Annotated in this window: 16 protein-coding genes; 4 read left to right on the top strand and 12 right to left on the bottom strand. The window is 42.3% G+C overall.

The genetic code is table 11. The features are described from left to right. The gene (locus tag RG47T_RS07155) at positions 1–1,371 is read left to right on the top strand and encodes a RagB/SusD family nutrient uptake outer membrane protein (RefSeq protein WP_074488784.1); all 1,371 of its coding nucleotides are present in this window, start codon (positions 1–3) and stop codon (positions 1,369–1,371) included. 62 nt (positions 1,372–1,433) lie between these two features. On the opposite strand, the gene RG47T_RS07150 is transcribed toward RG47T_RS07155, so the two are convergent. The 3 genes from RG47T_RS07150 to RG47T_RS07140 form a co-directional block, all read right to left on the bottom strand. Continuing rightward, on the bottom strand, positions 1,434–1,739 hold the full coding sequence (locus RG47T_RS07150) for a hypothetical protein (RefSeq protein WP_139235643.1): 306 nt from the start codon (positions 1,737–1,739) through the stop codon (positions 1,434–1,436). Positions 1,740–1,877: 138 nt separating this feature from the next. Beyond that, positions 1,878–2,351 (bottom strand): MauE/DoxX family redox-associated membrane protein, encoded by a 474-nt coding sequence (locus tag RG47T_RS07145; RefSeq protein ID WP_074488782.1) that lies wholly within the window; start codon positions 2,349–2,351, stop codon positions 1,878–1,880. Between the two features lie 285 nt (positions 2,352–2,636). Beyond that, positions 2,637–3,632 (bottom strand): helix-turn-helix domain-containing protein, encoded by a 996-nt coding sequence (locus RG47T_RS07140; protein WP_074488781.1) that lies wholly within the window; start codon positions 3,630–3,632, stop codon positions 2,637–2,639. Between the two features lie 589 nt (positions 3,633–4,221). On the opposite strand from RG47T_RS07140, the gene RG47T_RS07135 reads away from it, so the two are divergent. Continuing rightward, positions 4,222–4,542: a hypothetical protein gene (locus tag RG47T_RS07135; RefSeq protein ID WP_074488780.1), complete on the top strand. Its 321-nt coding sequence runs from the start codon at positions 4,222–4,224 to the stop codon at positions 4,540–4,542. Between the two features lie 600 nt (positions 4,543–5,142). Here RG47T_RS07135 and RG47T_RS07130 read toward each other — a convergent pair. The 8 genes from RG47T_RS07130 to RG47T_RS07095 form a co-directional block, all read right to left on the bottom strand. Beyond that, on the bottom strand, positions 5,143–6,417 hold the full coding sequence (locus RG47T_RS07130; RefSeq protein ID WP_074488779.1) for an NAD(P)/FAD-dependent oxidoreductase: 1,275 nt from the start codon (positions 6,415–6,417) through the stop codon (positions 5,143–5,145). 56 nt (positions 6,418–6,473) lie between these two features. After that, positions 6,474–7,046, bottom strand: coding sequence for a hypothetical protein (locus RG47T_RS07125; RefSeq protein WP_074488778.1), 573 nt, complete (start codon positions 7,044–7,046; stop codon positions 6,474–6,476). Positions 7,047–7,066: 20 nt separating this feature from the next. Further along, positions 7,067–8,359 (bottom strand): TolC family protein, encoded by a 1,293-nt coding sequence (locus RG47T_RS07120; RefSeq protein ID WP_083627325.1) that lies wholly within the window; start codon positions 8,357–8,359, stop codon positions 7,067–7,069. Positions 8,360–8,379: 20 nt separating this feature from the next. Next, positions 8,380–11,475: an efflux RND transporter permease subunit gene (locus RG47T_RS07115; RefSeq protein ID WP_074488777.1), complete on the bottom strand. Its 3,096-nt coding sequence runs from the start codon at positions 11,473–11,475 to the stop codon at positions 8,380–8,382. Positions 11,476–11,485: 10 nt separating this feature from the next. Further along, entirely contained in the window at positions 11,486–12,550 is a 1,065-nt protein-coding gene (locus tag RG47T_RS07110; protein WP_074488776.1) for an efflux RND transporter periplasmic adaptor subunit, read from the bottom strand. Between the two features lie 68 nt (positions 12,551–12,618). Then, positions 12,619–13,212, bottom strand: coding sequence for a TetR/AcrR family transcriptional regulator (locus RG47T_RS07105; RefSeq protein ID WP_074488775.1), 594 nt, complete (start codon positions 13,210–13,212; stop codon positions 12,619–12,621). Positions 13,213–13,617: 405 nt separating this feature from the next. Continuing rightward, positions 13,618–15,486, bottom strand: coding sequence for a glycoside hydrolase family 97 protein (locus RG47T_RS07100; RefSeq protein ID WP_074488774.1), 1,869 nt, complete (start codon positions 15,484–15,486; stop codon positions 13,618–13,620). Positions 15,487–15,647: 161 nt separating this feature from the next. Next, positions 15,648–17,603 (bottom strand): alpha-L-fucosidase, encoded by a 1,956-nt coding sequence (locus tag RG47T_RS07095; protein WP_245770783.1) that lies wholly within the window; start codon positions 17,601–17,603, stop codon positions 15,648–15,650. A gap of 669 nt (positions 17,604–18,272) precedes the next feature. Between RG47T_RS07095 and RG47T_RS07090 the strand changes: the two genes are divergently transcribed. Together RG47T_RS07090 and RG47T_RS07085 are read left to right on the top strand one after the other, a co-directional pair. Then, positions 18,273–19,082, top strand: coding sequence for an SDR family oxidoreductase (locus RG47T_RS07090; RefSeq protein WP_074493212.1), 810 nt, complete (start codon positions 18,273–18,275; stop codon positions 19,080–19,082). A gap of 101 nt (positions 19,083–19,183) precedes the next feature. Then, positions 19,184–20,500, top strand: a complete 1,317-nt coding sequence (locus tag RG47T_RS07085) for an MFS transporter (protein ID WP_074488773.1) — start codon at positions 19,184–19,186, stop codon at positions 20,498–20,500. Positions 20,501–20,575: 75 nt separating this feature from the next. On the opposite strand, the gene RG47T_RS26005 is transcribed toward RG47T_RS07085, so the two are convergent. Continuing rightward, on the bottom strand, positions 20,576–21,376 hold an 801-nt coding region (locus RG47T_RS26005), incomplete at its 5' end, for a family 20 glycosylhydrolase (protein ID WP_171972492.1).

Raw genomic sequence — 21,376 nt, 5'->3', positions numbered from 1 at the left:
ATGAAAAGATATAATTACCTCTTAGCCACATTTCTGTTGTTGCTTCCTTTTATGTCCTGTAAGAAGAGTTTTTTAAATGAAAAACCTGACCAATCATTATTGGTGCCGGAGAGTTTATCCGATTTCCAGGCTTTACTCGACAATTTAAGCATCATGAATGCTACGCCTGCTTTGCAAAATGTTGCAGCGGATGATTATTACACGACCGATAACGGTTGGATGGCATTAACATCACCGGCGGAAAAAAACAGCTATTTATGGCTTAGTGATATTTATGAACACCAGACCGACCAGGACTGGAATGTCCCTTATAAACAGGTGTTTTATGCCAATGTGGTGCTGGACGGACTGGATAAATTAACTGTTGGCAGTACATCACAAAATACTTATAATCAAGTTAAAGGCAGTGCGCTTTTTTACAGGGCATTCGCGGAATATAATCTTGTTCAGATGTTTGCAGCAGATTATGACCCGGCTACATCTTCTCAACTTCCCGGGATTCCTGTTCGGTCTTCGTCAGATGTGAACATCAAGTCAACCAGGGGAACTATACAAGAAACTTATGAAGCAATTATTGTTGATCTGAATAATGCAGCACCCTTACTCAGTAATACAGCAACCTTTAAATCCAGGCCCTGTAAAACGGCGGTGTATGCCTTACTTTCAAAAATATACCTCAGTATGCGAAATTATAGTCAGGCACTGGGATTTGCAACGGCCTGCCTCAATCTAAACAGTTCGTTGATTGATTATAACACGATTTCAACATCTGCATCCAAGCCATTTCCCCCACCATTAACAGCGGACAACAAGGAAGTGATCTTTTATGCTACTTTAAATTCTTATTCCTTTAACAGAGCGGCAACTACTTATGTAAATACTGATTTATATAGTGTTTATGACAGCAATGACCTTCGAAAGATAGCTTTTTTCAAAAAGAGTGGTACGGGTTATAATTTTAAGGGAACTTATACAGGGAATGTATCTTATTTTGCAGGTTTGGCAACTGACGAAATATATCTCATCAGGGCTGAATGCGAGGTACGATTGAATAATTTGACAGGAGCGTTGGGCGATTTAAATACCTTGGTCGGCCTTAGATATGTTACAGGCTCTTATCCGAATTATACGACCACAGATCCCAATCAGGCACTTGTTAAAGTTTTGCAAGAAAGAAGAAAAGAATTAATTGGCCGGGGAGCGAGGTGGTATGATTTAAAACGTTTGAACCTGGAGGCACCTTTTGCGGTGACACTTACCCGTTCAATTAAGGGGCAAACTTATACACTTATACCCAACAGTAACCGGTACGTTTTTCCCATTCCTGATGATGAAATTGCCGCTAACGGGTTAACTCAGAATCCGAGGTAGATATTTTGAAAAAGATAAAGGAATTACTCGGTCAATACCTGACCAAGTAATTCCTGTTTTAGTTAGTTAAATTCGCCATCTACATGGTTTGAAGGAACCGGGGTGGTAGCGGTTGGCGTTGTACCCGATGGAAACTGCGCAGTGCAAGTCTGTGCGACTGAAGCATCACAATCGTAATTAGTACCTTGTACCAACGAGTTGACATTTGTCCAGCCTATTATCGCGCCGGATGAATTATAATTGGGTCGCCACTTAACGGTAGTTTGTTTCGCTTCCGGTTTAAATGCCACTAAACTTGTGGCGATTAATACGGCCACGACCCCGTATTTGTTAACGGTTTTAACTTGTGTTATTACTTTCTTAAGCATGACAGTAAGTATTGTGTTCCTGCTATTTGTTTTTTGCAGGCCCTGTTTGGTGATATGATCCCTTGAAGCCGCGATCATCCCACGTTTTAATTTTTCTGTTTCTTATGCAGGGCTGGCTCTTTTCCCTGCCATTGCGGTTCAGGCACTGTTTGAGACAAGCTGCTTTTTGTGTTTAAGGTGAAACCATGACATACTTTTTATCCATCCGTTTTCGATATTAAGGCAGATGAGGGAAAGGATTATAAAGCATGTATTAAAGATCAGTTGAGCAAAGTAAGATGCACCATCCCATAAAATCCCACCGCAAGAGCAGGGTGTCCGGCTAAATACATCATTTGTCGCCAGGATAATATAACCGGTGAAAGCGGACAGTAAAACCAATGAAGTCCAAGCCGCGATTTTTCGGCTTGCGGGTAATAACAGCAAAATGACAAGGAGAATTTCAATAGTTGGGATAAGCCAGGTTAACACTTCGGCCACCTGTTGCGGAAATACCTGGTTCAGCATTTCACCTCGCGATTTGGGATAATCTGCCAATTTAATGGCAGCAGCATAACCAAACATTACGGCAATGGTTCCAGTTAGGGTTTTTAATATTGTTTCTCTTTTCATCTGCTTAATTTTACTTTTTAATAAACCGGCTGCCTTTGAATGCAAACCGGGTTATGTCCCACGCTTGTGTCCTTTCAACCTACAAACCGTAATAGTCATTTTTTTGTGGCCAGTTATTAAGCGCTGACGTAAAATTAGCAGGCAGACTTGTCAATTTCTTACACTTTCTGGCGGTTATAAAACAGTTTTACAAAATTCCGCCAAAAAGTACAAGTTTTGATACAAGCGATATTATCGAATGCAGTTTGAACAGGAAAAAAGGGGGTTATGAGTAATTCTACAGGGCTAAGCTTTATGTTTCTTCCGGTAGGCTGTTGGCGTTAAGGTATGAATTTGGCTGAATGCTTTTGAAAAATAAGCTTCATTGTCATAACCCAGCGTAAACGCAATATCGCGTACGCTCATATCCGTACCTGTTAAAAGTGCTGTTGCTTTGTTCATCCGCAGGTCGATGAACTGCTGATAAATGGACTTGCCAAAAAGTTTCATGGCAAGTTGTTTGATCGTCCATTCGGAAAGCCCGAGTTCAGCGGCAATGGTTTCCCGTCTTGTCATCAATTCATTCATGTAATATCGGCTAACATAGCTCTTAAGCCGCTCTTCTTCTGATTGTTGGTCGTGTCCGGGCAAGTGATGGCCTTTTACTAATTCTCCATGATAATGCATCATGCACTTGACCAATAAGTGAAATATCCCTGAGCCCCGTTCCGTTGAAGTAACATCCGTATAATACAATATTCGGCCCAAGAACCTGACGATGGTACTACCCAAATGACAAGGGGGCAAAATAACAGGCTCTGTACTTCCCGCGAAAAGGTTGTTAATAAGGCGGTCAAATTTCGGCAGGTTATTTCTTTCAGCGATCACCCAAGCTGCCCGGTAAGCTACGACCAATATGGTATTTAAACCCTCTTTTACCCAGGCATCATAAGTTACGATACCATTTTGGCAGAAATAATATGTTTTTTCCAATGCACGGGAAATCTGTAGGCTATTGTTATCATGAAAGGTACATTCGCCTTTCAGCATGAAAATTCCAAAAAATGTAGGCTCTGTTACACTGAACCTGATTTTGATGTCCCTGGATGCGTTAATATCCAACAGTTGCATATAATAATCATTATTCCGGCTCTGCTGCCGAATAATAGGTGCATCCGGCAAAGGAATCAGTTCACAGGCGGCATAAGGTACATGATATTCACAGTAATCCGGACGCTTTTTGATGGGCTTGATTTGTTTCTCAACTTCAGGTGCAAGGTGAATGGATAAGGTTTGTTTCATAGGTTGGATGATAAGGCTAACGGATATTCTTGTCAAAGTCTTAGAGCTTCGCTTTTCCTAATATTCTATTGACGGATTAGCTTAAGCATTAGCAGGAACATGATTTTTAGTTACCACCGATGTTATTGTTACTTTATCCTTATGTATCCTATTAGCATGCAAAGATTTACTAAAGCAACCGCCTTTCGATATGGCAACTGTTATTTATCAATAGTTAAATCAAACAGGCGTTAAAGTTAAATATTATTAAAAAACACTCCAAATGGTTGTATGTGCCAAAGTTTCATTTTCTCCCATTTTGCGTATATTTCGGGACAGAAAAGTATATTTTCGGTATAGAAAGTCTCATTTTCGAGATAGATATTATTAGTTAATAGTTGTAGTTTAAAGAGACTGCTTGTGGGAAGATAATGTTTAATAAAATCAATGTGGTTAAAACGAATATATAGGACTGGTACGCCATCCGGTTGCGGCCAGCGGCTGCATGCCACCCGCGATAGAGCGGGTTACCTGCCACCTCCCGCCTCGCCTCGCACAGCAAGACGGAAAATCGCTACGCTCATAACCGACTTGCTTTTGCCCCTCGCAGATGAAAGAAAAAACCAATTACACCACGGTCGCAAAGATAGCCCACGCCGGGATCAACAGTAAAGGCTATAACGAGCGGACGGGAGTTGTTCGCTTTCAGCGGCTCCGTCCGGCCTTGACAATTGACCCGGCTACGCGCTTTTGGTGGCTAAGTGGTGAAAATGGGTTGATGTGCATAATTACTTGCACGGCGGACAGCAACAGGGCTACAAAACAGACAGTGGATAATTTTAAGTATTACACTACATGGAATTTATCAGTCAGTTATAATAAAGAACTGTTTAAATGGTGGAACCTGACTGCCAACGGCGATGCCTTTTAAGACCGTTATCAAACGCCCTACCTGGGAACATTCATTGATGTGCAGCGTGCGGGATATAATTTTAATATTCTAAACACTTTTCAGCTCAATTCAAAACTATCATTAGAAATCCTGAATCTCTACAAATCAAAACTGGTGGTACTCGCCCGTACCATAGATAGCAAGTACCTTCCGGATGCGGCGTTTAAATACAGTTTATTCAACTACAAGGTCGCCATTAAATTGGAGCGCATTAAATGAAGCAATTATAAATAGGCATGAACAATACAAACGTAAACAGTTTTAGGGTAACCAAAAACTGATTTAGATTTTCTAAAAGTGCTGTAAAAATTGGATAAGATTACACTAATTCGTATCTTTATATCATAAGATTTGCAATTAATCTGTAGCAAAAAAGTGGTGCGTAATTCGGTGCGTAGGCAATTATCCACTCATAAGACTTTGGTTATCAATACTATTTAGAGGAGGTACAAAACCCTCCCTCTCCGCTGAAAATTTGTATAAAAACAAGAAAAGCCTGCAATTCAAAATAATTGCAGGCTTTTCTTTTGATGCGAAATTCACAATAATAATCCTTTCAGAACAAAGTACCCCTGATTACTATAAATCATCCGTTTTACTTACCGTTCTGCTTTCGGCTTTAAAAATCAACCTCAAATTAGGGTCATTGGTTAAAAAGCTCCAGGTCCAGTTAAAAAACAGTTTAAGTTTATTACGAAAACCGGCAAGCGGTAGAATGTGGATGAAAAGCCAGGTGACCCATGCAAAATAGCCAGTGAAAGAAACTTTCGGTAAATCAACTACCGCTTTGTATTTCGATATAATAGCCATACTACCTTTATTGAAATAGGCAAAAGGCTGCATTTTATTGTTTACAATACTCCCGGCTAAATTCTTAGCCAGTAAATTACCCTGCTGAATGGCCACCTGAGCCAGTTGAGGGTGCCCGTCCGGATAAGCCGGATCAGTGGTGTTAAGGCAGATGTCTCCGATGGCATAAACATTATTTATGTCCTTTACTTTATTGTACTCATCAACCAATATCCGCCTGCCATGTCCAAACAAACCAGGTTCCAGACCGGGAACAGCACATGCAACAACACCTGCGGCCCAGATTAATGTACTGCATTCTATGATTTCGCCGTTATCAAGAAATACCTGTTCATCCTGATACTCTTTTACGGCTACTCCAAATTTTACCTGAACCCCCAATCTGCTCAACTGCTCATAGGCTTCCGTGCGGGCTTTTACGCTCATGCCCCCCAGAAGCGCCTTACCTGGGCTTACCAGATAAATGTTCCCGGCTACAGTTTCAAGTTCCGGATAATCTTTTTTTAAGATGTGTCTTCCCATTTCAGCGATCATGCCTGCAAGCTCAACGCCAGTAGGGCCGCCACCTGCTATTACAAGGTTCATCAGCTTGGTTCTTTGTACTTCACTGTTTTCCCTGGCCGCTCTTTCCATGTTGATCAGCATGTGGTTACGCAGGTTGTGCGCGTCGTTTACCGTTTTCATAGGCATGGAATTTTTTTTAAGACTTTCGGAACCGAAATAATTTGTTTCCGTACCCATTGCAAGCACCAAAACATCATAAGAAATTACCCCATGGGTGGTTAAAACCAATTGCTTATCCGTTTGGATCTCTTGCAGCGTTCCCTGGTAGTACCTAACGTTTTTCTTATGCTGTAACATTTTCCTGAACGGATAACTGATATTCGATGCCTCAATAAATGAGGTGGCAACCTGGTAAAGTAAGGGCGGAAATAAATGGTAGTTGTTCTTATCCACAAGCAATACTTCGATATGCCGGTTGCCTGCTAAACCATTTGCAAGGTTCACACCCGCAAACCCTCCGCCTATGATAACTATTTTCATATTGATAATTTAGATAATTAGTAAACACTCATGCGGTAAATTTGGTCACAAGCAAATTAGCGTATAGGTAATCTTATTAATTTATAAAGGTGGCTTTGAACATGCTCAAAGAAATAACAGTTTATCACACTTAATTTGGTACCATCATTCTTATAGTTGAGTTTGGCCGCCAAGCCGAATGCCATTTGAATGAGGTAAGCCAGCCCGGTTAACCGGATATAATCATTACAGCTAAATAAGTCCTCCCGCTGGCTTGCCAGCCGCTCGTCAACAGCCTGCAATAACACCGCTTTTATATCCACATGTGGAAACAGCGAAGGCGATTTTAAAAAGCGGGCTATCAACCCGCCCTCCTGTGTATGTATACAATTAAATTGAACGAGCGACTGCCATAAAAATAAAATATCCCCATCCTTGCCGGAACAGGCAGACACCACGCTCCGCGACATATGATCGCTTGCCTGCTGCACGCAGCAAACTATCAAATATTCTATGTCTCCAAATAATCCTTTAACCTTATCCAAGGTTAGCTCAGACGATACCGCAACCTGTTTTAATGAAATATGCTCTGCCCCATACTTGTTAATAAACTGCGTAGCCACCTGAATGATTTTTTCTTTGTTGCCCATCTGTTGATTTTTTTGCGCTGTTAACGGCCTGCTATTTTTCCTATGGCATAGTCATAAGAAGCTTTCTTGGTTTGGAAGTCCGTGAGTGCTGTATTAAGCGTAACTTCGGCCTGCTGGTACGCGGCCTGTGCATCCAGTACATCACTTATCGCGCTTAAACCTGCTTTGTAATTGTCCTGGTTCACTTTCAGATTTTCTGTTGCCTGGGCCAGGTTGTCTTTTGCATAACTAATCTGTGTCAAAGCATCTTTCAGGTCATACCAATACTTTAAGATCCCTACTTGTAATTGATTACTGCCGTCGCGCAGGTTATTTCTGGCAACCTGTTCGCTCAGCTTACGCTGTTTCACTTTTTGCCGGTTACCTCCCCAAATATTTTCCGAAATGGGGATGCTCAGCGTTCCAAAGCCTATGGGCGTAAACGTGCTACTAAAAGCGCCATTGAAAGAACCAAGTTGCGAAGCACTTATGCCCACCGATAAACTTGGCAAATTGTCTGCCTTGGTAAGCCGCGTTTGCAGATTACTGCTTTTAACCTGCAGCGCCAGCAAACGGTAGTTGTTGAGATTAGCAAGTGAAGTATCCGGGTTCATATCGGGCAATGCCGGGGTAACAGCTTTGTTCAGGGTATCTTGCATCACCATCAGCGAATCGAACGGCATACCCGTGTACACCGAAAAATCAAACAGGGCAAGCATGCGGCCATTCTTCAGCTTGCTTTTATTAACCATTAACTGACTTAGCTGCACTTTTACCTTAAGCAGATCATTCCGGGCAATCAGCCCCGAAGTAAGCATATCCATTTGCATTTTAAGCACGCTGTTCAGCAAAATCTCGTTTGCCCTGATGGTTTTACTTTGCTCCTGCAGGTTGACAATGTTCCAATACTTTTGCTCGGTAAGCAGCAATACAGAATCTGCCGATTGGCGAGCCAATATTTTGCTGGATTCAACCTGTAATGCGGCCAGTTGATTATTCGTTAACACCTTACCGCCTGCATAGATACTTTGTGTGCCTGTTAAGCCCACAGAATAAACGTTATTGATAGCTTTATCCAGCACATTTGGAATGGCCGGAATAATGTCTTTAAACCCGTAAAGGGACAGAGCGGTACCACTTACACTGGGCAGATAGTTAGCTTTAGCCGCCTCTAGTCCGGCCTCTGCCGAACTGATCTTCAGCTGCCCATTCTTTATGGCATTACTGTAAGCCAGTGCAGCTTGCCTGCTTTGCTCCAGTGATACCGGGTGTTGCTGCGCGCGCGCGGCATGCAGGGTTAAGATAAATATGATTGAAAATAAGAAGGTTCTCATGATGATGATTATTTTTTGAATTAAGCGACTTGCGGATCAGTTTCACTCCTATCATCTTCTTTCCTGAAAAACAACCAGTAAAGGGTTGGCAGGACAAATAAGGTAAGCAGCATAGATATTAACAAACCGAAGCAGATAACGGTACCGAGCGGCCCCCAAAGCGGTGATCCGCTGATGATCATTGGGGTTACACCGACGGCGGCAGCCGATGAGGTCAAAAATATAGGCCTCATCCTCCGTTCTGCAGAAAGTGTTGCCGCCTCTTTTACCGTTTTACCTTCATGCGCCCGCAACTCTTCGGCATGGTCTATCAGGATGATACCGTTACGCACAACAATACCGCATAAGGCCAGCAAACCTAAAAACGAGGTAAACCCAAACGGGTAGCCTGTAATCAGCAAACCGAATGATGCGCCAAGCAAACTGAGCGGCATGGTGGTGATGCTCAGTAAGGCATGTTTCATTTTCTTGAAATGCCATACCAGGATAAGGAAGATCAGCACGATGCTCATCAACAGCGCCGTACCCATAGGCCCCTGGTTCTCCATTTGCAATTCCAGCTCGCCGCCGTAGGTAATCTCAACGCCCTGCGGCAGTTTAAGCTTCTCAATATCTGGTTGTATGGCAGCCAAAACGCTGTTGGCTACGGCATGCTGCGCCACATCCATCCTTACAGTAAGCGTCCGGATGCTGTTGCGTCTTACCACCTCACCGTCTTGCCAGTCAGATGTGATCGAGGCTACCTGCCGGAGCGGTACACTGCTGTTGGTTTGCTGCGATGGGATATTCAGTTCCATTAAATTTGAGGTACTGGTTCTTGCAGGCTTAGGCGCTTTTATTTTAACGTCAATCTGATAGTTACCCTCCCATACGCTTGTAGCGTTAATGCCATTGGTATTCATGGCAATGGTATTGGCTACATCGCTTTTAGTGAGCCCAAGCCGGGCCAGTTCCTGGGTTTTAATATTCAGCTTAATACCTTCTTCCATTTCGTTGTAGTCGGTACGCGCCCATGTTACCTGGCTATTTTTCTTTCCGATAGCAATCACCTTGGCGCCGATGGTTTTTAAATCCTGAATGTTGTCGCCGGAGATGCGAACCTCTATCGGGGCTAGCGCACCTGCCATGTTTAACTGCTTCATCCGCACATAAGCCGATGGGAATATATTGCTGTATTTATGCGTATACTCTCCAATCATATCTTCCGTAGCTTTATCGGAGGTGGTATTAACCAGAATTTGGGCGTAGTTTTTGGCTGCAAGGTTCGGTGCATATACGGTATGGAAACGCGGCGAGCTTGTACCTATAAAACTGGTATAATTAACCACCCGGTCATCCTTGCGCATAATGCGTTCCATGCCCTTAATCACGCTATCTGTTTGCGCGAGGCTATAGCCACTGGGCAGGTAAACCTCCATAGCAAACTGATTACGATCAATGGTAGGGAAAAGCTGCTGGGGTAGCCTACTCATAAATAGTATACCGATAACCACAGACAAAACCCCAAACATTACCGTGAGCTTATAGTGTTTGATAGCATTGCCTATATTTTTATCAAAAAAGGCTTGCAAATAGTCAAGCATTGATTTTTTGTCTTTTGGCTTATCTGGGTTGTGGAGCCCTTTCCTGATGAATAAGGTATTAAAGAACGGCACCAGCATCATAGAAATAATCAGCGACAGTACGAGTGCAATAGTGATGGTTACCGGGAAAACACTGATGAAATCTTTCGCAGTACCTGTCATAAAGAACATCAGCGGAAAAAACGTAGCCGAAATAGCCAGCGTGGCGGTGAAAACAGACGGGAATAGCTCCTGGGCACTGCTTTTGGCTGCTTCCCATACCGACATGCCATGATCTAATTTTTCCACATGATTATCTATCACAACTATGGGGTCATCGACAACGATACCGAGCACTACGATAAGCGCTGCAAGCGTAACTGTATCCAATTCAATACCGGCCAGGTACATAATACCCAAAGTTGCAGCAATAGTAATGGGGATAGTAGCCGCTGCTACGGCAGCCACCCTGAAAGGCAGCAGCAGCAAGGCGACGATAATTACCCCGATTAGCGCGAAGCTGAATTCTTTCATAAAATGGGTGATGGATTCATCAACAACTTCGGGTTGGTTAGCTAACCTCACCAGTTTAATGTCTGATGGCAAATGGGCGCTTACCTTTTCCAATCTTTCTTCCAATTGCTTACCGAATTGTACAATATTCTTCCCCTTCACCATCTCCAGGGAGATAACGATGCTTTTGGTGCCATTAGAGGTAATATAGCTATCGGGTTCATCATACTCCCGCTTTATCGTAGCGATATCCCGAAGCCTTACAGGGTTGCCCCTATCATCTCTGCGTATAACCTGTTCAGCCAGATCGGCCTCCGTTTTATAAAAACTGCTCAAGTGGATAGGGCGGTCAAGTATTTGCCCATCCTCAGTTCCTGCTGCACTGATAGCCCCTTCATTTTGTAATACGTTTATCAGCGCACCAGAGGTCACCCCGTTCTGAAGCAGTTTATTATTATCAACATAAATACCAATCTGCTCGTTTAAATTTCCGGTATGGGATATCTTGGCAACGTCCTTAACATGCCGCAACTCAGCTTCAATCTCCTCCACGTTTTTTTGAAGTTCCTTATAGGGCCTTGTAGATGATTCAACAGCCAACAACAAAGCAGATGTATTACCAAAGTCGCTGTTCACCATAATACCTTTTACCTCGCGCGGCAGTTGCAAAGTAAGTACTCCATTTTTTATTTTGTTCCAAAATGCTTTGGTATCCGGGCCGTTTACCTGCTCGGATACTTCCAGGAAAATATACATTATGCCATCCTTGGAGTAGGAATACGTTTTTGTTTTATCAACCTCGTTGTTGCTAAACAAGTACTCTTCTACTTTCTTGGTAAGCTGCTCTTCTACCTGTGCAGAAGAAGCACCGGGATAAAAGCCTACAATAACGCCTTGCCTGATGGTGAAGTCGGGGAATTCGTTACGCGGCATTTTAAACAGGCCCAATATTCCCAGCAAAACCATTACTGTTGCCAGGGTTAACGGGAGGACATGATAACGCATGGCCCATTCAAACAAATTACTTTTTTTCTCTTCCATGGTTATCAAATTATTTGATTAAGGTTACCGGCGATTGATCTGTCAATTTTTGAAAACCAGAGGTGATCAATTGTTCATTGCCCGTTAACCCGCTGCTGATCGCCATTCCGTTATTATAGAGCGCGCCTGTTTGTACCTGCTTTCTTTGCGCCTTGTTACCCGATGTAACCACGTAAACAAAATTGTGGCCGCTTTCATCTACCTGCACAGCTTCCAGCGGAACAACAATTTCATTGTTGCCTTTTTGAGCTGCCGAACCAACGGTGCCAACCGGAAATGTTACCTTACAAAGCATGCCTGGCCTAAGTTCGCGACCTGCATTATCGAGTTTTACCTTCACGTTATAGTTAGCACTGTTATTCAGAGCCAGCACCCCTACTTCGCTAATACGCCCTTCCAGGGGTTGGCTGCCCGACGCGTCAATTTTCACCAGGGCGGGGCTGCCTGCTTTGTAACGATTAATTTCATTTTCGGGCACTGCCACCAACACATCCACCGAATGGGTGTCCAGCAGTTGTGCCACGGGTTGCCCTGGAGCTGCAATTGCGCCTGCCTCCGTCCGCTTTTCACCTATAAACCCGCTTTGCGGTGCATAAAGACGTGTATGAGCAATATTTTGATAGGTGGCCCGTGCAGAAGAGCTGGCCTGCTCGTAATTGGCTTTCGCCTCCAGCATTTTGATTTCGGCCACGCTCCCTTTTTCAAAAACGGCTAAAGTCCGTTTGTAATTCTCTTCGGCGAGCTTAGCCTGCGCCAACTGTGCGTTATACTGATTGCGATAAGTAGTTTCGTCTACCGTGCCTACTAACTGTCCCTTTTTTACATAATCACCTGTTTTAACAGGGAAAGAATTAATGGTTCCACTTACCTGGAAACTTAAATCTACGGCCTTGTCGGCCTGAAGCGTACCATTATAAACGATCTGATTATTTTCTACGGTAGAAGCTGTATTTAAACGGATTGCTTCAACGCGGATGGTATCAGGGTTTTTGGACTGCTCTTTATTACCAGAGCAGCTCGCTATTGAAAGCAGCAGCAAGGATGAGCTTTTTAACAGGATATTAATTTTCTTCATATCAGTGTGTTATTATTTTACTTTTAACATTATATGTATTATTGTCGAAAAAAAAGTGAAAAAAAAGGTTATTTCAAACCATTACAAAAAATGGCAACCACCCACGATAATTTCTCTTCAAAATCCGGGAACCTGTCAAATAAAACAATCTCCTGTTCAAAGCTTCGTAAGGCCACTACCATGGTCTCCGCTAAAAAACGGCTATCCTGCGGCGATAGGGATTTGATTTCATGTTTTTCAATGGCCCATCTAAGTATTGTATCGACAAGGGCATTTTCTTCATCCATCAAAACCCGCATTTTGCTAAATAATAAAGATGGATTGTGCCTCAGATCCTGGAATATCAGATTGCAGCGTCTAACCATTGCTTTTATCGCCTTTAATTTCTGTAAATGATAACTTTCCATGTTTTCAGCCAGCGAAGCGCTTTCTGAAACGCTCAAGACACATAATTCGTAAATCTCTCTCATCTTCTTTTCAACTACTGCGTCAAAAACTTCTATCTTATTTTTGAAATAATAGTATAGCGAACTTCTTCCCATCTTGCTTGCCGAAGATATGTCCAGCATAGAAACTTTTGTAAATCCATAAGTTTCAAAAACAATAGTCGCCGCTGCTATGATCTCTTCTTTGACTTTATCGTCAAGCACTTTAGTTTTCATTCGACAAAAATACAATATTTGTTTAATTAACCAAACGGAAAATATTTTTTTTCTTTTACATCACTTTAGGAAACTGGTTTGGGTTTTTAAACCGGGTTATATTAAGATCAGATAATTACAAACAAAATATATTATATACCAGGTGAATAGATGGGGAAGAAAATAATCTCAATGATTTCAAACATGTACAATTTCAATTGCTCCAATATTTTGGTGGCAGCAACAAAGCCAAAATATTGAAAACTTTGGGGAGCGTATTTTACCGGCTGTATATCATATACTTAAACTACAATTGAATAACAATAGCCCTATGTTGTAATAAACGCAGGACTATTTTTTTAATCTTTCTGTGTTAGTGAACATAACTGGCTACTTTTTGATGGTGGCGGCTTTGCGGCTGGCAAATTACATTTTAGCAACAAAACCACCACTTGGGCGCAGCTTTATAGTTAACACATCTCGGTTAGTTACAGTTTGTTTACGCCTATCAACACTGGTATTGTTTACGCCATCATAAATAAGGGTAGCCTCTGTTTTCTTTTTAAGGAAATCCAGCGGAATCTTGATTTCCCGTTCATCGCCACCATTCATCACCCCTATCCACCAGGTATCACCCTTCCGGCGTGCAAAGGCCACAACATCGCCCATAGTGGTGCACGGCAGTACCTTGGTTTCGTCCCAGGTGGTGGGCACTTGCTGAAAGAGATCGAACATCGGGTTATCGAGGTAATACTGGTACTGATCGGCAAAATGAGTGATGGGCGATAGGTAAACAATGGCTTGAGCAAATTCATGCGGCCAGGTAAACTTTGTGCTTTCAAGTTCTTTAGGGTTCAATATCACCGAAGTAAAATCAGCCGGCCCTGCCAAAAAACGGGTAAAAGGCAGCGTAACATCATGCTGAGGCGGCATAACACGATCGTATCGGGTCATATGATATTCGTTGCCCCTTATTGCTTCCCTGGTAATATCATTAGGGTAAGTGCGGCGCAGGCCCGTTGGTTTTACACTGCCATGAAAGTTGAGCAGCAATTTTAAATCTGCGCAATCCTGCATAGTTTCGGCATACCATTGCATTATTTCGTCCGTAGCATCGGGTATAAAATCAATTTTAATTCCGGAGGCACCGGCAGCTTTAATCCTTTTTAAATAAGCCCTGCGTTCCGGCGCTTTTCTAAACTCTTTTGAATCTGCCCAAACAAGTGATTTTACGCCAATTGCTTTACCATAATCAATCACTTCTTTTAGTAGCATCCATTGGTCTTTGCCTGGTTGCTTCCAATCGCGCCATCCATCATCAATAAGGTAGTATTCCCATTTTAATTTTGCGGCGGCATCGTACCATTTTCTTTGTTCTTCATATTTTGGAGATCCAACACTCCACCATTGCCATAAGGCCCGTCCGGGTTTAACCCACGAAAAGTCGCTTCCTGCTGCCGGCGACGGGCATAAATTAGTAATGAAGTCTGAATTAACCAGTTCATTCATTGATCGTGCTACAAGTGTAGTGCGCCATGGCGAAACCGGTTTACCGTGATACATACCGTTCAATTGCATTTGGGTGTTCGCTGGTTTTATTTCCCATCCATTTTTAGCAAATGGGAAGTCGGCGGTTAATGTATTGCCGTTACGAACCAGTGCCATATCCGAAAATTTTTCGCAGTCGGCCTCTGCAATTGAAACATAGTAGCCGTTTGCCTGGAAGGTAATCGGCGACATAATGGTTTTTTCTTCAGGGATCTTTTCTACAGTGGTTACATAGTTTAATCCCTCATAACTTTGACTAAAATCGGCCCAGGCAATTTTGGTGACATCATCTGGCAGGCTCCAACTGGTACGCTCGCCATTAATGCGCTTAGCATTAACGGGGAGTGTATAACGAAAAGCAACGCCGTCGTTATAAACACGAACGATGATGCTAAACTTTTGGCCTGATGCAGCCACCGGGATTTCTGCCTCGTTGGCGTAGTTATACGCTATGTTGTGATTTCCTAAAATTGCATAGTCTTCTTTTATCGTGCTTAACACAGCCGGGCCGGTTATCTGCGCATTATCTCCCAAATCGATATTATCTACTATTAAACCCATTGCAGATGCTTTAATGATAGCAGTATTGCGCGAGTGAATAGCGTAAGCAAGCTTTTTGCCTGTAGCGGAGATATTTAATGCCAGCCGCTTGTCGGGGCTTGTAATAGAAACATTTTGACTTTGCGCAAACGCGCTTTTTACCGCGATTGTAAGCAAAATACTTATTAGAATATTAAATCCTTTCATTTTGGTGGATTGAAAACGGTGCTATGTTTTAGCAGATATATAACTTTATTTCAAAAAGTAATTTGTGGCTAACCAGATTTATAGATCAGCCGCTGAAAATGTTTATTATCCAGACCTTAGTTGATAACCGGGCGAATAATAACGGGATTATCACATTAGGGCTAGTTGGTAATTACATCTACTTCGGCGTACCCTGTGTTATCATTACCCTCTGTATTCTTCAGCGCGCTTAATTTAATGTAGCGTGCTTTTGCTACACTAAACTTTTTAATCTGCATCAAGGGGTTGTTTTTGATGTTAGAGAATTCCCCTTCGTCAACCAGTGTCCATTTAATATTGTCGCCCGAAATATAGAATTGGTATTTTGTAATAATGCCGGGATTCCATAAACCCTGGTCTGGTAAATACCTGAAGCCTGTCAAACTTTCTTCTTTTCCCAGATCGATAACCAGATCAACAGGCATTTTTTTATCCTTACTTTGATGCCATACAGTAGCAGGGTCTCCATCTAAAATTGCTTTAGCTTTTTCTTCATCTGCATCTAAAATTCTCCAATCTTTACGGGGCAGGTCAAATTTCTCCTCAACTTCGGGGCTGCTTTTGCCTGTAGCAGCATCACTGGCAATAGTCCTTACATCTAATTTTCCGCTTGTCTGGAAAGGGCCTGCATATTTTTTTGAACCCGTATTAGGGGTAGTTCCATCTAATGTGTAATAAACTATCGATTCTTTATCGGCTGGTGATATAATTATTTTACCAGATTGATCCCTGATGATAGAAGGCGCAGTTAAAATCTGCGGCGCATTATAAACACCAATATTAGAAATAGCAGCGCAAGCTTTAGAATCGGTTATATTCAAACGCACCTTTATTGTTTTAACAGTAGGAAAAGTTAGAATACGTTTATATCCTATTGTGGTGGCACTGGCAATCTCTTTCCAGTTGCCATTAATTAATGCTTCAACTTTAAATGCTTTTACCCGTTGCCCCAGGGGGATATATTCTTGTACCAAAAACCGGTTGAACGAAGTAGGCTTACCAAAATCGATGGTTAGTGAGGCCGCATTTATATTGTCGTTTGGTGCCCAGTAGGTATCTTTATTATTATCTACCGCTTTTTCGGCGCCAAATTCTTTGCCATCGCCACGAACATTAGAAGCAGTTGCTTTTTTCATTTTAGCCAGGTCTGTGGCAAACGCTTCCTTAATCGCTTTTCCAAATTCCACAGCAGCTTTTTCATCTCTTTCATTAATCAAACCATTTGGCATAATAGGGAAATTAAGCAGCAGAGAGGCATTACGGCCAATAGAGTGATAATAGGTATCCATCAATTGGGGTACTGTTTTTACCTTGCTGTCTTCGCTGGGGTGGTAAAACCACTCCGGCCTGATAGATGTGTTTACTTCGGCAGCCACCCAAGCATTACCATTTTCCAAACCATAATGTAACATATTCCAGGTTACTTCGCCCGTGGCATTAAGCAGGCTCCAATTGGTTTCACCTACATAGCCGGCTTCCGTACCAACCCAGCGAAGATCGGCCCTATCACCGTTATCATTCCATATTACACAATCCGGCTGCAGTTTGTGGATAAGCGCATAAGTATTTTTCCAGTCATAGTAGGTTGTCCGGTCAATGGTACGGGTTTCGTTGGCACCGCCGTAATAACCAGATCCTCCGTTAGCGCCATCAAACCATATTTCGAAGATGGGGCCATAATTAGTAAGCAGTTCGGTAAGCTGATTCCTGAAATAGGTAATATATTCCGGCTTGCCGTAGTCTGGATTGTTTCTATCCCAAGGGGATAAATAGATACCTAATTTCAACCCATATTCTTTGCAGGCTTCGGCCATTTCCCTTACCACATCTCCATTGCCATTTTTCCATGGCGACTTTTTGACTGAATACGCTGTATATTTTGATGGCCAAAGGCAAAAACCGCAGTGATGCTTTGCGGTAATGATTATTCCTTTCATACCCGCTTCTTTGCAGGTTCGCGCCCACTGGCGGCAGTCCAAATCTTTTGGATTAAACAAGTTCACGCTTTCATTGCCATACCCCCAGGATTGATCTGTATAGGTATTCAATGAAAAATGGACAAATGCGTAGGATTCCATTTGCTGCCAACGCAGTTGGTTAGTGCTTGGTAACGGCCCCAGAGGTTTAGGCGCGCTGGTTTGAGCGAGGCAAAAATGGATGGGGTGCAGAAAAAAAACGATTCCCAAAAAAAGATATTTATTTATAAATTGATGTTTGTTCATCATTGTTTTGTAAGTGTATCTGCATAGCGTACGGCATATTTTTGATAGATAGAGTCACCTACATCCTCCATATAGCGATGGTTTGGATATTGTTACTTTGGTAATAGCAACCCTTACTATTTCAATTTTGTAAGTACTTCAAACTTAATGCGAATTAATTATCAAATAATAGCCTAATGAGACTTTTTTATGTACAAATCCGACATTTTATTTATTATTGATCTATCCATAGCTTTTGAATTTTCTGTAAGCGCAACGAGATTCTTAATGTAAACGGTATAACTCTAAATGTTGCCTTATGATATACGTACTGGATACGAGCACAAACAGACTGCTAACTTTTAATGCAGCATTAAATGCCAGAAAGAGTAAAACTACAATATGAAGCTATCTCCTAAAAATCTGCCTTTACTTTAAATCATCATTTTGCAATAGGAATTTTTTTAAAGAATTAATTAAGATAACTTTAGCGTGTTAAATTATGCTGCTTATAATAACCGGCATTTAAACCCTATTAACTTTAAAATGAAGAAAGTAATTCTTGTAACCGGGGCATCATCCGGCTTAGGCCTGGCCACGGCAAATGCGTTAAGTGCACAAGGCCATACCGTTTATGGTACCAGCCGCGATGTAAAACGTATTAAAAACGTATCATTCAGTCCCCTGCAAATGGATGTTACCGACGATGCCTCTGTAAACGCAGGAATTGAAAAGATTTTAAAAGCCGAAGGTAAAATTGATGTATTGGTTAACAACGCCGGTAACGGCATAACCGGCCCGCTTTATACCATGCCTGTTGATGCTGCAAAAAAACAATTTGAAGTTAACTTTTTCGGTGTGGTACGTGTAAGCAGTGCTGTTTTACCCGGCATGATCGATAAGAAGCAAGGCCTGGTAATAAACATCGGCTCACTGGCCGGTTTGTTCGGCTTGCCTTACCAGGGTTTATACAGCGCATCTAAATTTGCGATAGAAGGTTACTCGCAAAGCCTGCGCATGGAGTTGCAAAACACAGGCGTTAAGGTTACCGTAATTAATCCCGGCGATTTTAAAACAGACTTTACCGGCAGCCGCGAAAAATTACCCTTCACCCTGCCTAACGAGCAGTTGAAGAAAGAGTTTGAAGCAGCCGTTGCCAGCATGGAGAAAGACGAAAGCATTGGCGCCGCACCAGAAAAACTGGGCGCGCAAATAGTGAAAATAGTAGGTAAAGCCAAACCGGCGCACAGCTACCTGGTTGGTGCCATAGGCCAAACTATAGTGCCTACCCTTAAGGCCATATTGCCGGGCGGCATCTTTGTAAAATTGATGAACGACCATTACGGTATTAAATAATATTTAGTTATTGGCTGACCGGGTGAATAGTTGATTAAGTTGTTTTACTAAGATTCAACGCTCAATCAACTATTCACTTAATCAACCGCTCTCCCTGCTCCATGGACGCTAAAAACAATAAAAAAACCATCTGGGCCTGGGCCATGTTCGATTGGGCAAACCAGTCATACAACATGGTGATCATTTCTACTATATTTCCGGCATATTATGTGGCTATTACCACTAATAAGCACAACGGCGATATGGTAACCTTTTTTGGGCATAAGTATGTAAATACTGTCCTGTCAAACTACATCCTGGGTTTATCATACCTCATTATTGTGGTAATGCTACCCATATTAACTTCTATTGCCGATTACAAAGGGCATAAAAAGCTTTACATGCAATTATTTACCTGGCTGGGTAGCCTGGCTTGCGCAGGATTGTTTTTTTTCACCATGAAAACCTTTGAATTTAGCATGATCTGTTTCGGGCTTGCCTCTATAGGCTATTGCGGAGGTTTTGTATTCTACAACTCCTACTTACCGCAAATTGCCACTATAGACCAGCAGGATGCCGTTAGTGCCAAAGGTTTTATTTATGGTTTTGCAGGAAGTGTAGTAGTACAGGTACTTTGCTTTGTATTTGTATTATCGCCTGCTACATTTGGTATTACAGATGATGTTGCTGCAAGATTATCTTTCCTTGTTGTAGGCATCTGGTGGATAGGGTTTTCGTTGATCCCATTTTATCTGTTACCCAAAGGACAGCCCAATACAGGCTCACACACAGACAGCGTATTAACCGGCGGCTTTAAAGAGCTGGCCAAGGTTTGGAAAAAAGTTAAACAACTACCTTTATTAAAACGATTTTTGCCAGCCTTTTTCTTTTATTCAGTAGGAGTACAAACTATCTTACTGGTAGCGGCAAATTTTGGTGCCAAAGAATTAAAAATGCCTGAGGAAAGCCTTATTGCTATCATCCTTATAATTAGTTTACTAGCCATTATAGGAGCCACTATTACGGCTAAAATGTCGGCTAAATATGGTAACACTAAAGTGCTTGCGGTTATCGTTGCTATTTGGTGCTTGATATGTGCGGCAGTTTATTTTGTGGCCAATGCCCAGCAGTTTTATGTAGCGGCAGTAGTAGTTGGTTTGGTGATGGGTGGCGTACAATCCTTATCACGTTCAACTTATTCTAAGTTTATCCCGCAAAACATCCCGGATACGGCTTCTTACTTTAGTTTTTATGATGTAACCGAGAAACTGTCTATCGTAGTTGGCTTGTTCACTTTTGGCTTTGTAGAAGCTATGACGCATGAAATGCGCGACTCGGCCCTGGTGCTCGATGGATTTTTCGTGATCGGTTTTTTGTTATTACTATCACTCGTGGTATTAGAAACTAAGGTTAAATCGACCGAAGTAGTTACAGCTTAACAAACATATAAAACCACAAAAATGGCCGGTCACTTACAGATGACAGGCCATTTTTATTTAAAGCAATATGGAAAATTATTGTGCCGGCTCGGCAACATTACTTGCCCTGCCCCTGCTATCAAACGCACGGAACTTGATCTGGCTGCCTGCACTTACACCACCGGTATATAGTTTGCTTTTTACATCAGGCTCTTTACCATCTGTTGTGTAACGGATAGTCAATCCCGGGAATTGGATGTTGGCTATATATTTGCCGTTCTGGCTAAGCACACCGGGTTTGGGTATGCGATAGTTGTATCCGCCGTGGTAATAATCTAATCTTGGTAATTCTCTTTTACCTACAATATTTACAAAGTTTATCCAGTCTTTTTGGTAAAGCTGCTTGCTTATGGTGGTATCACGTTCTGTAGCCCAATCGGGGTCTTTAGCCCAGGCACGCTCGGCAAGGCCCAGGATAGATGGGAATATCATATACTCCATCCGGTTAGCGTCATGGATATTTTCGCCCCATAAGGCTCCTTGTAAACCCAACACGTTAGTTTTACCATAATCTGTAAGGCGTTGCTTGCCTATAAAAATGGACTGATTAACTGGTAAGCCATTTTTATCAACAGTGGTGTTCCTGAAATAATCATAAGGGATAAATGAGAAAGGCTTATCAATATCTACAAATGCTCCCCAGTAATAACCCGGTTCGTCGTAAGATTTGTAGTGGGCCATGTCAAAATACAGGTGCGTAACGGATGTTAAAACCACTTTGTAACCACCATTGGCCAGTTTGTAAGCCAGGTCTTCCTGGCCGCCGCCTAATGAGTTGTTCCACACTTCGGTTTGCAGGTGCTCGGTCTCAAAATCGGGATTTGGCACATAAGTAGG

This window comes from Mucilaginibacter polytrichastri (assembly GCF_001911425.1).
In the GTDB taxonomy this organism is placed as follows: Bacteria; Bacteroidota; Bacteroidia; order Sphingobacteriales; family Sphingobacteriaceae; genus Mucilaginibacter; species Mucilaginibacter polytrichastri.
Note: the sequence above shows the minus strand (reverse complement) of the source record. Positions and strands in the feature narration are given on the sequence as shown.

Bases quoted from the DNA above. Each gene is read 5' to 3' on its own strand.
- RG47T_RS07155 (WP_074488784.1), top strand. From the start codon at position 1: ATGAAAAGATATAATTACCTCTTAGCCACATTTCTGTTGTTGCTTCCT.
- RG47T_RS07150 (WP_139235643.1), bottom strand. From the start codon at position 1,739: ATGCTTAAGAAAGTAATAACACAAGTTAAAACCGTTAACAAATACGGG.
- RG47T_RS07145 (WP_074488782.1), bottom strand. From the start codon at position 2,351: ATGAAAAGAGAAACAATATTAAAAACCCTAACTGGAACCATTGCCGTA.
- RG47T_RS07140 (WP_074488781.1), bottom strand. From the start codon at position 3,632: ATGAAACAAACCTTATCCATTCACCTTGCACCTGAAGTTGAGAAACAA.
- RG47T_RS07135 (WP_074488780.1), top strand. From the start codon at position 4,222: ATGAAAGAAAAAACCAATTACACCACGGTCGCAAAGATAGCCCACGCC.
- RG47T_RS07130 (WP_074488779.1), bottom strand. From the start codon at position 6,417: ATGAAAATAGTTATCATAGGCGGAGGGTTTGCGGGTGTGAACCTTGCA.
- RG47T_RS07125 (WP_074488778.1), bottom strand. From the start codon at position 7,046: ATGGGCAACAAAGAAAAAATCATTCAGGTGGCTACGCAGTTTATTAAC.
- RG47T_RS07120 (WP_083627325.1), bottom strand. From the start codon at position 8,359: ATGAGAACCTTCTTATTTTCAATCATATTTATCTTAACCCTGCATGCC.
- RG47T_RS07115 (WP_074488777.1), bottom strand. From the start codon at position 11,475: ATGGAAGAGAAAAAAAGTAATTTGTTTGAATGGGCCATGCGTTATCAT.
- RG47T_RS07110 (WP_074488776.1), bottom strand. From the start codon at position 12,550: ATGAAGAAAATTAATATCCTGTTAAAAAGCTCATCCTTGCTGCTGCTT.
- RG47T_RS07105 (WP_074488775.1), bottom strand. From the start codon at position 13,212: ATGAAAACTAAAGTGCTTGACGATAAAGTCAAAGAAGAGATCATAGCA.
- RG47T_RS07100 (WP_074488774.1), bottom strand. From the start codon at position 15,486: ATGAAAGGATTTAATATTCTAATAAGTATTTTGCTTACAATCGCGGTA.
- RG47T_RS07095 (WP_245770783.1), bottom strand. From the start codon at position 17,603: ATGGAATCCTACGCATTTGTCCATTTTTCATTGAATACCTATACAGAT.
- RG47T_RS07090 (WP_074493212.1), top strand. From the start codon at position 18,273: ATGAAGAAAGTAATTCTTGTAACCGGGGCATCATCCGGCTTAGGCCTG.
- RG47T_RS07085 (WP_074488773.1), top strand. From the start codon at position 19,184: ATGGACGCTAAAAACAATAAAAAAACCATCTGGGCCTGGGCCATGTTC.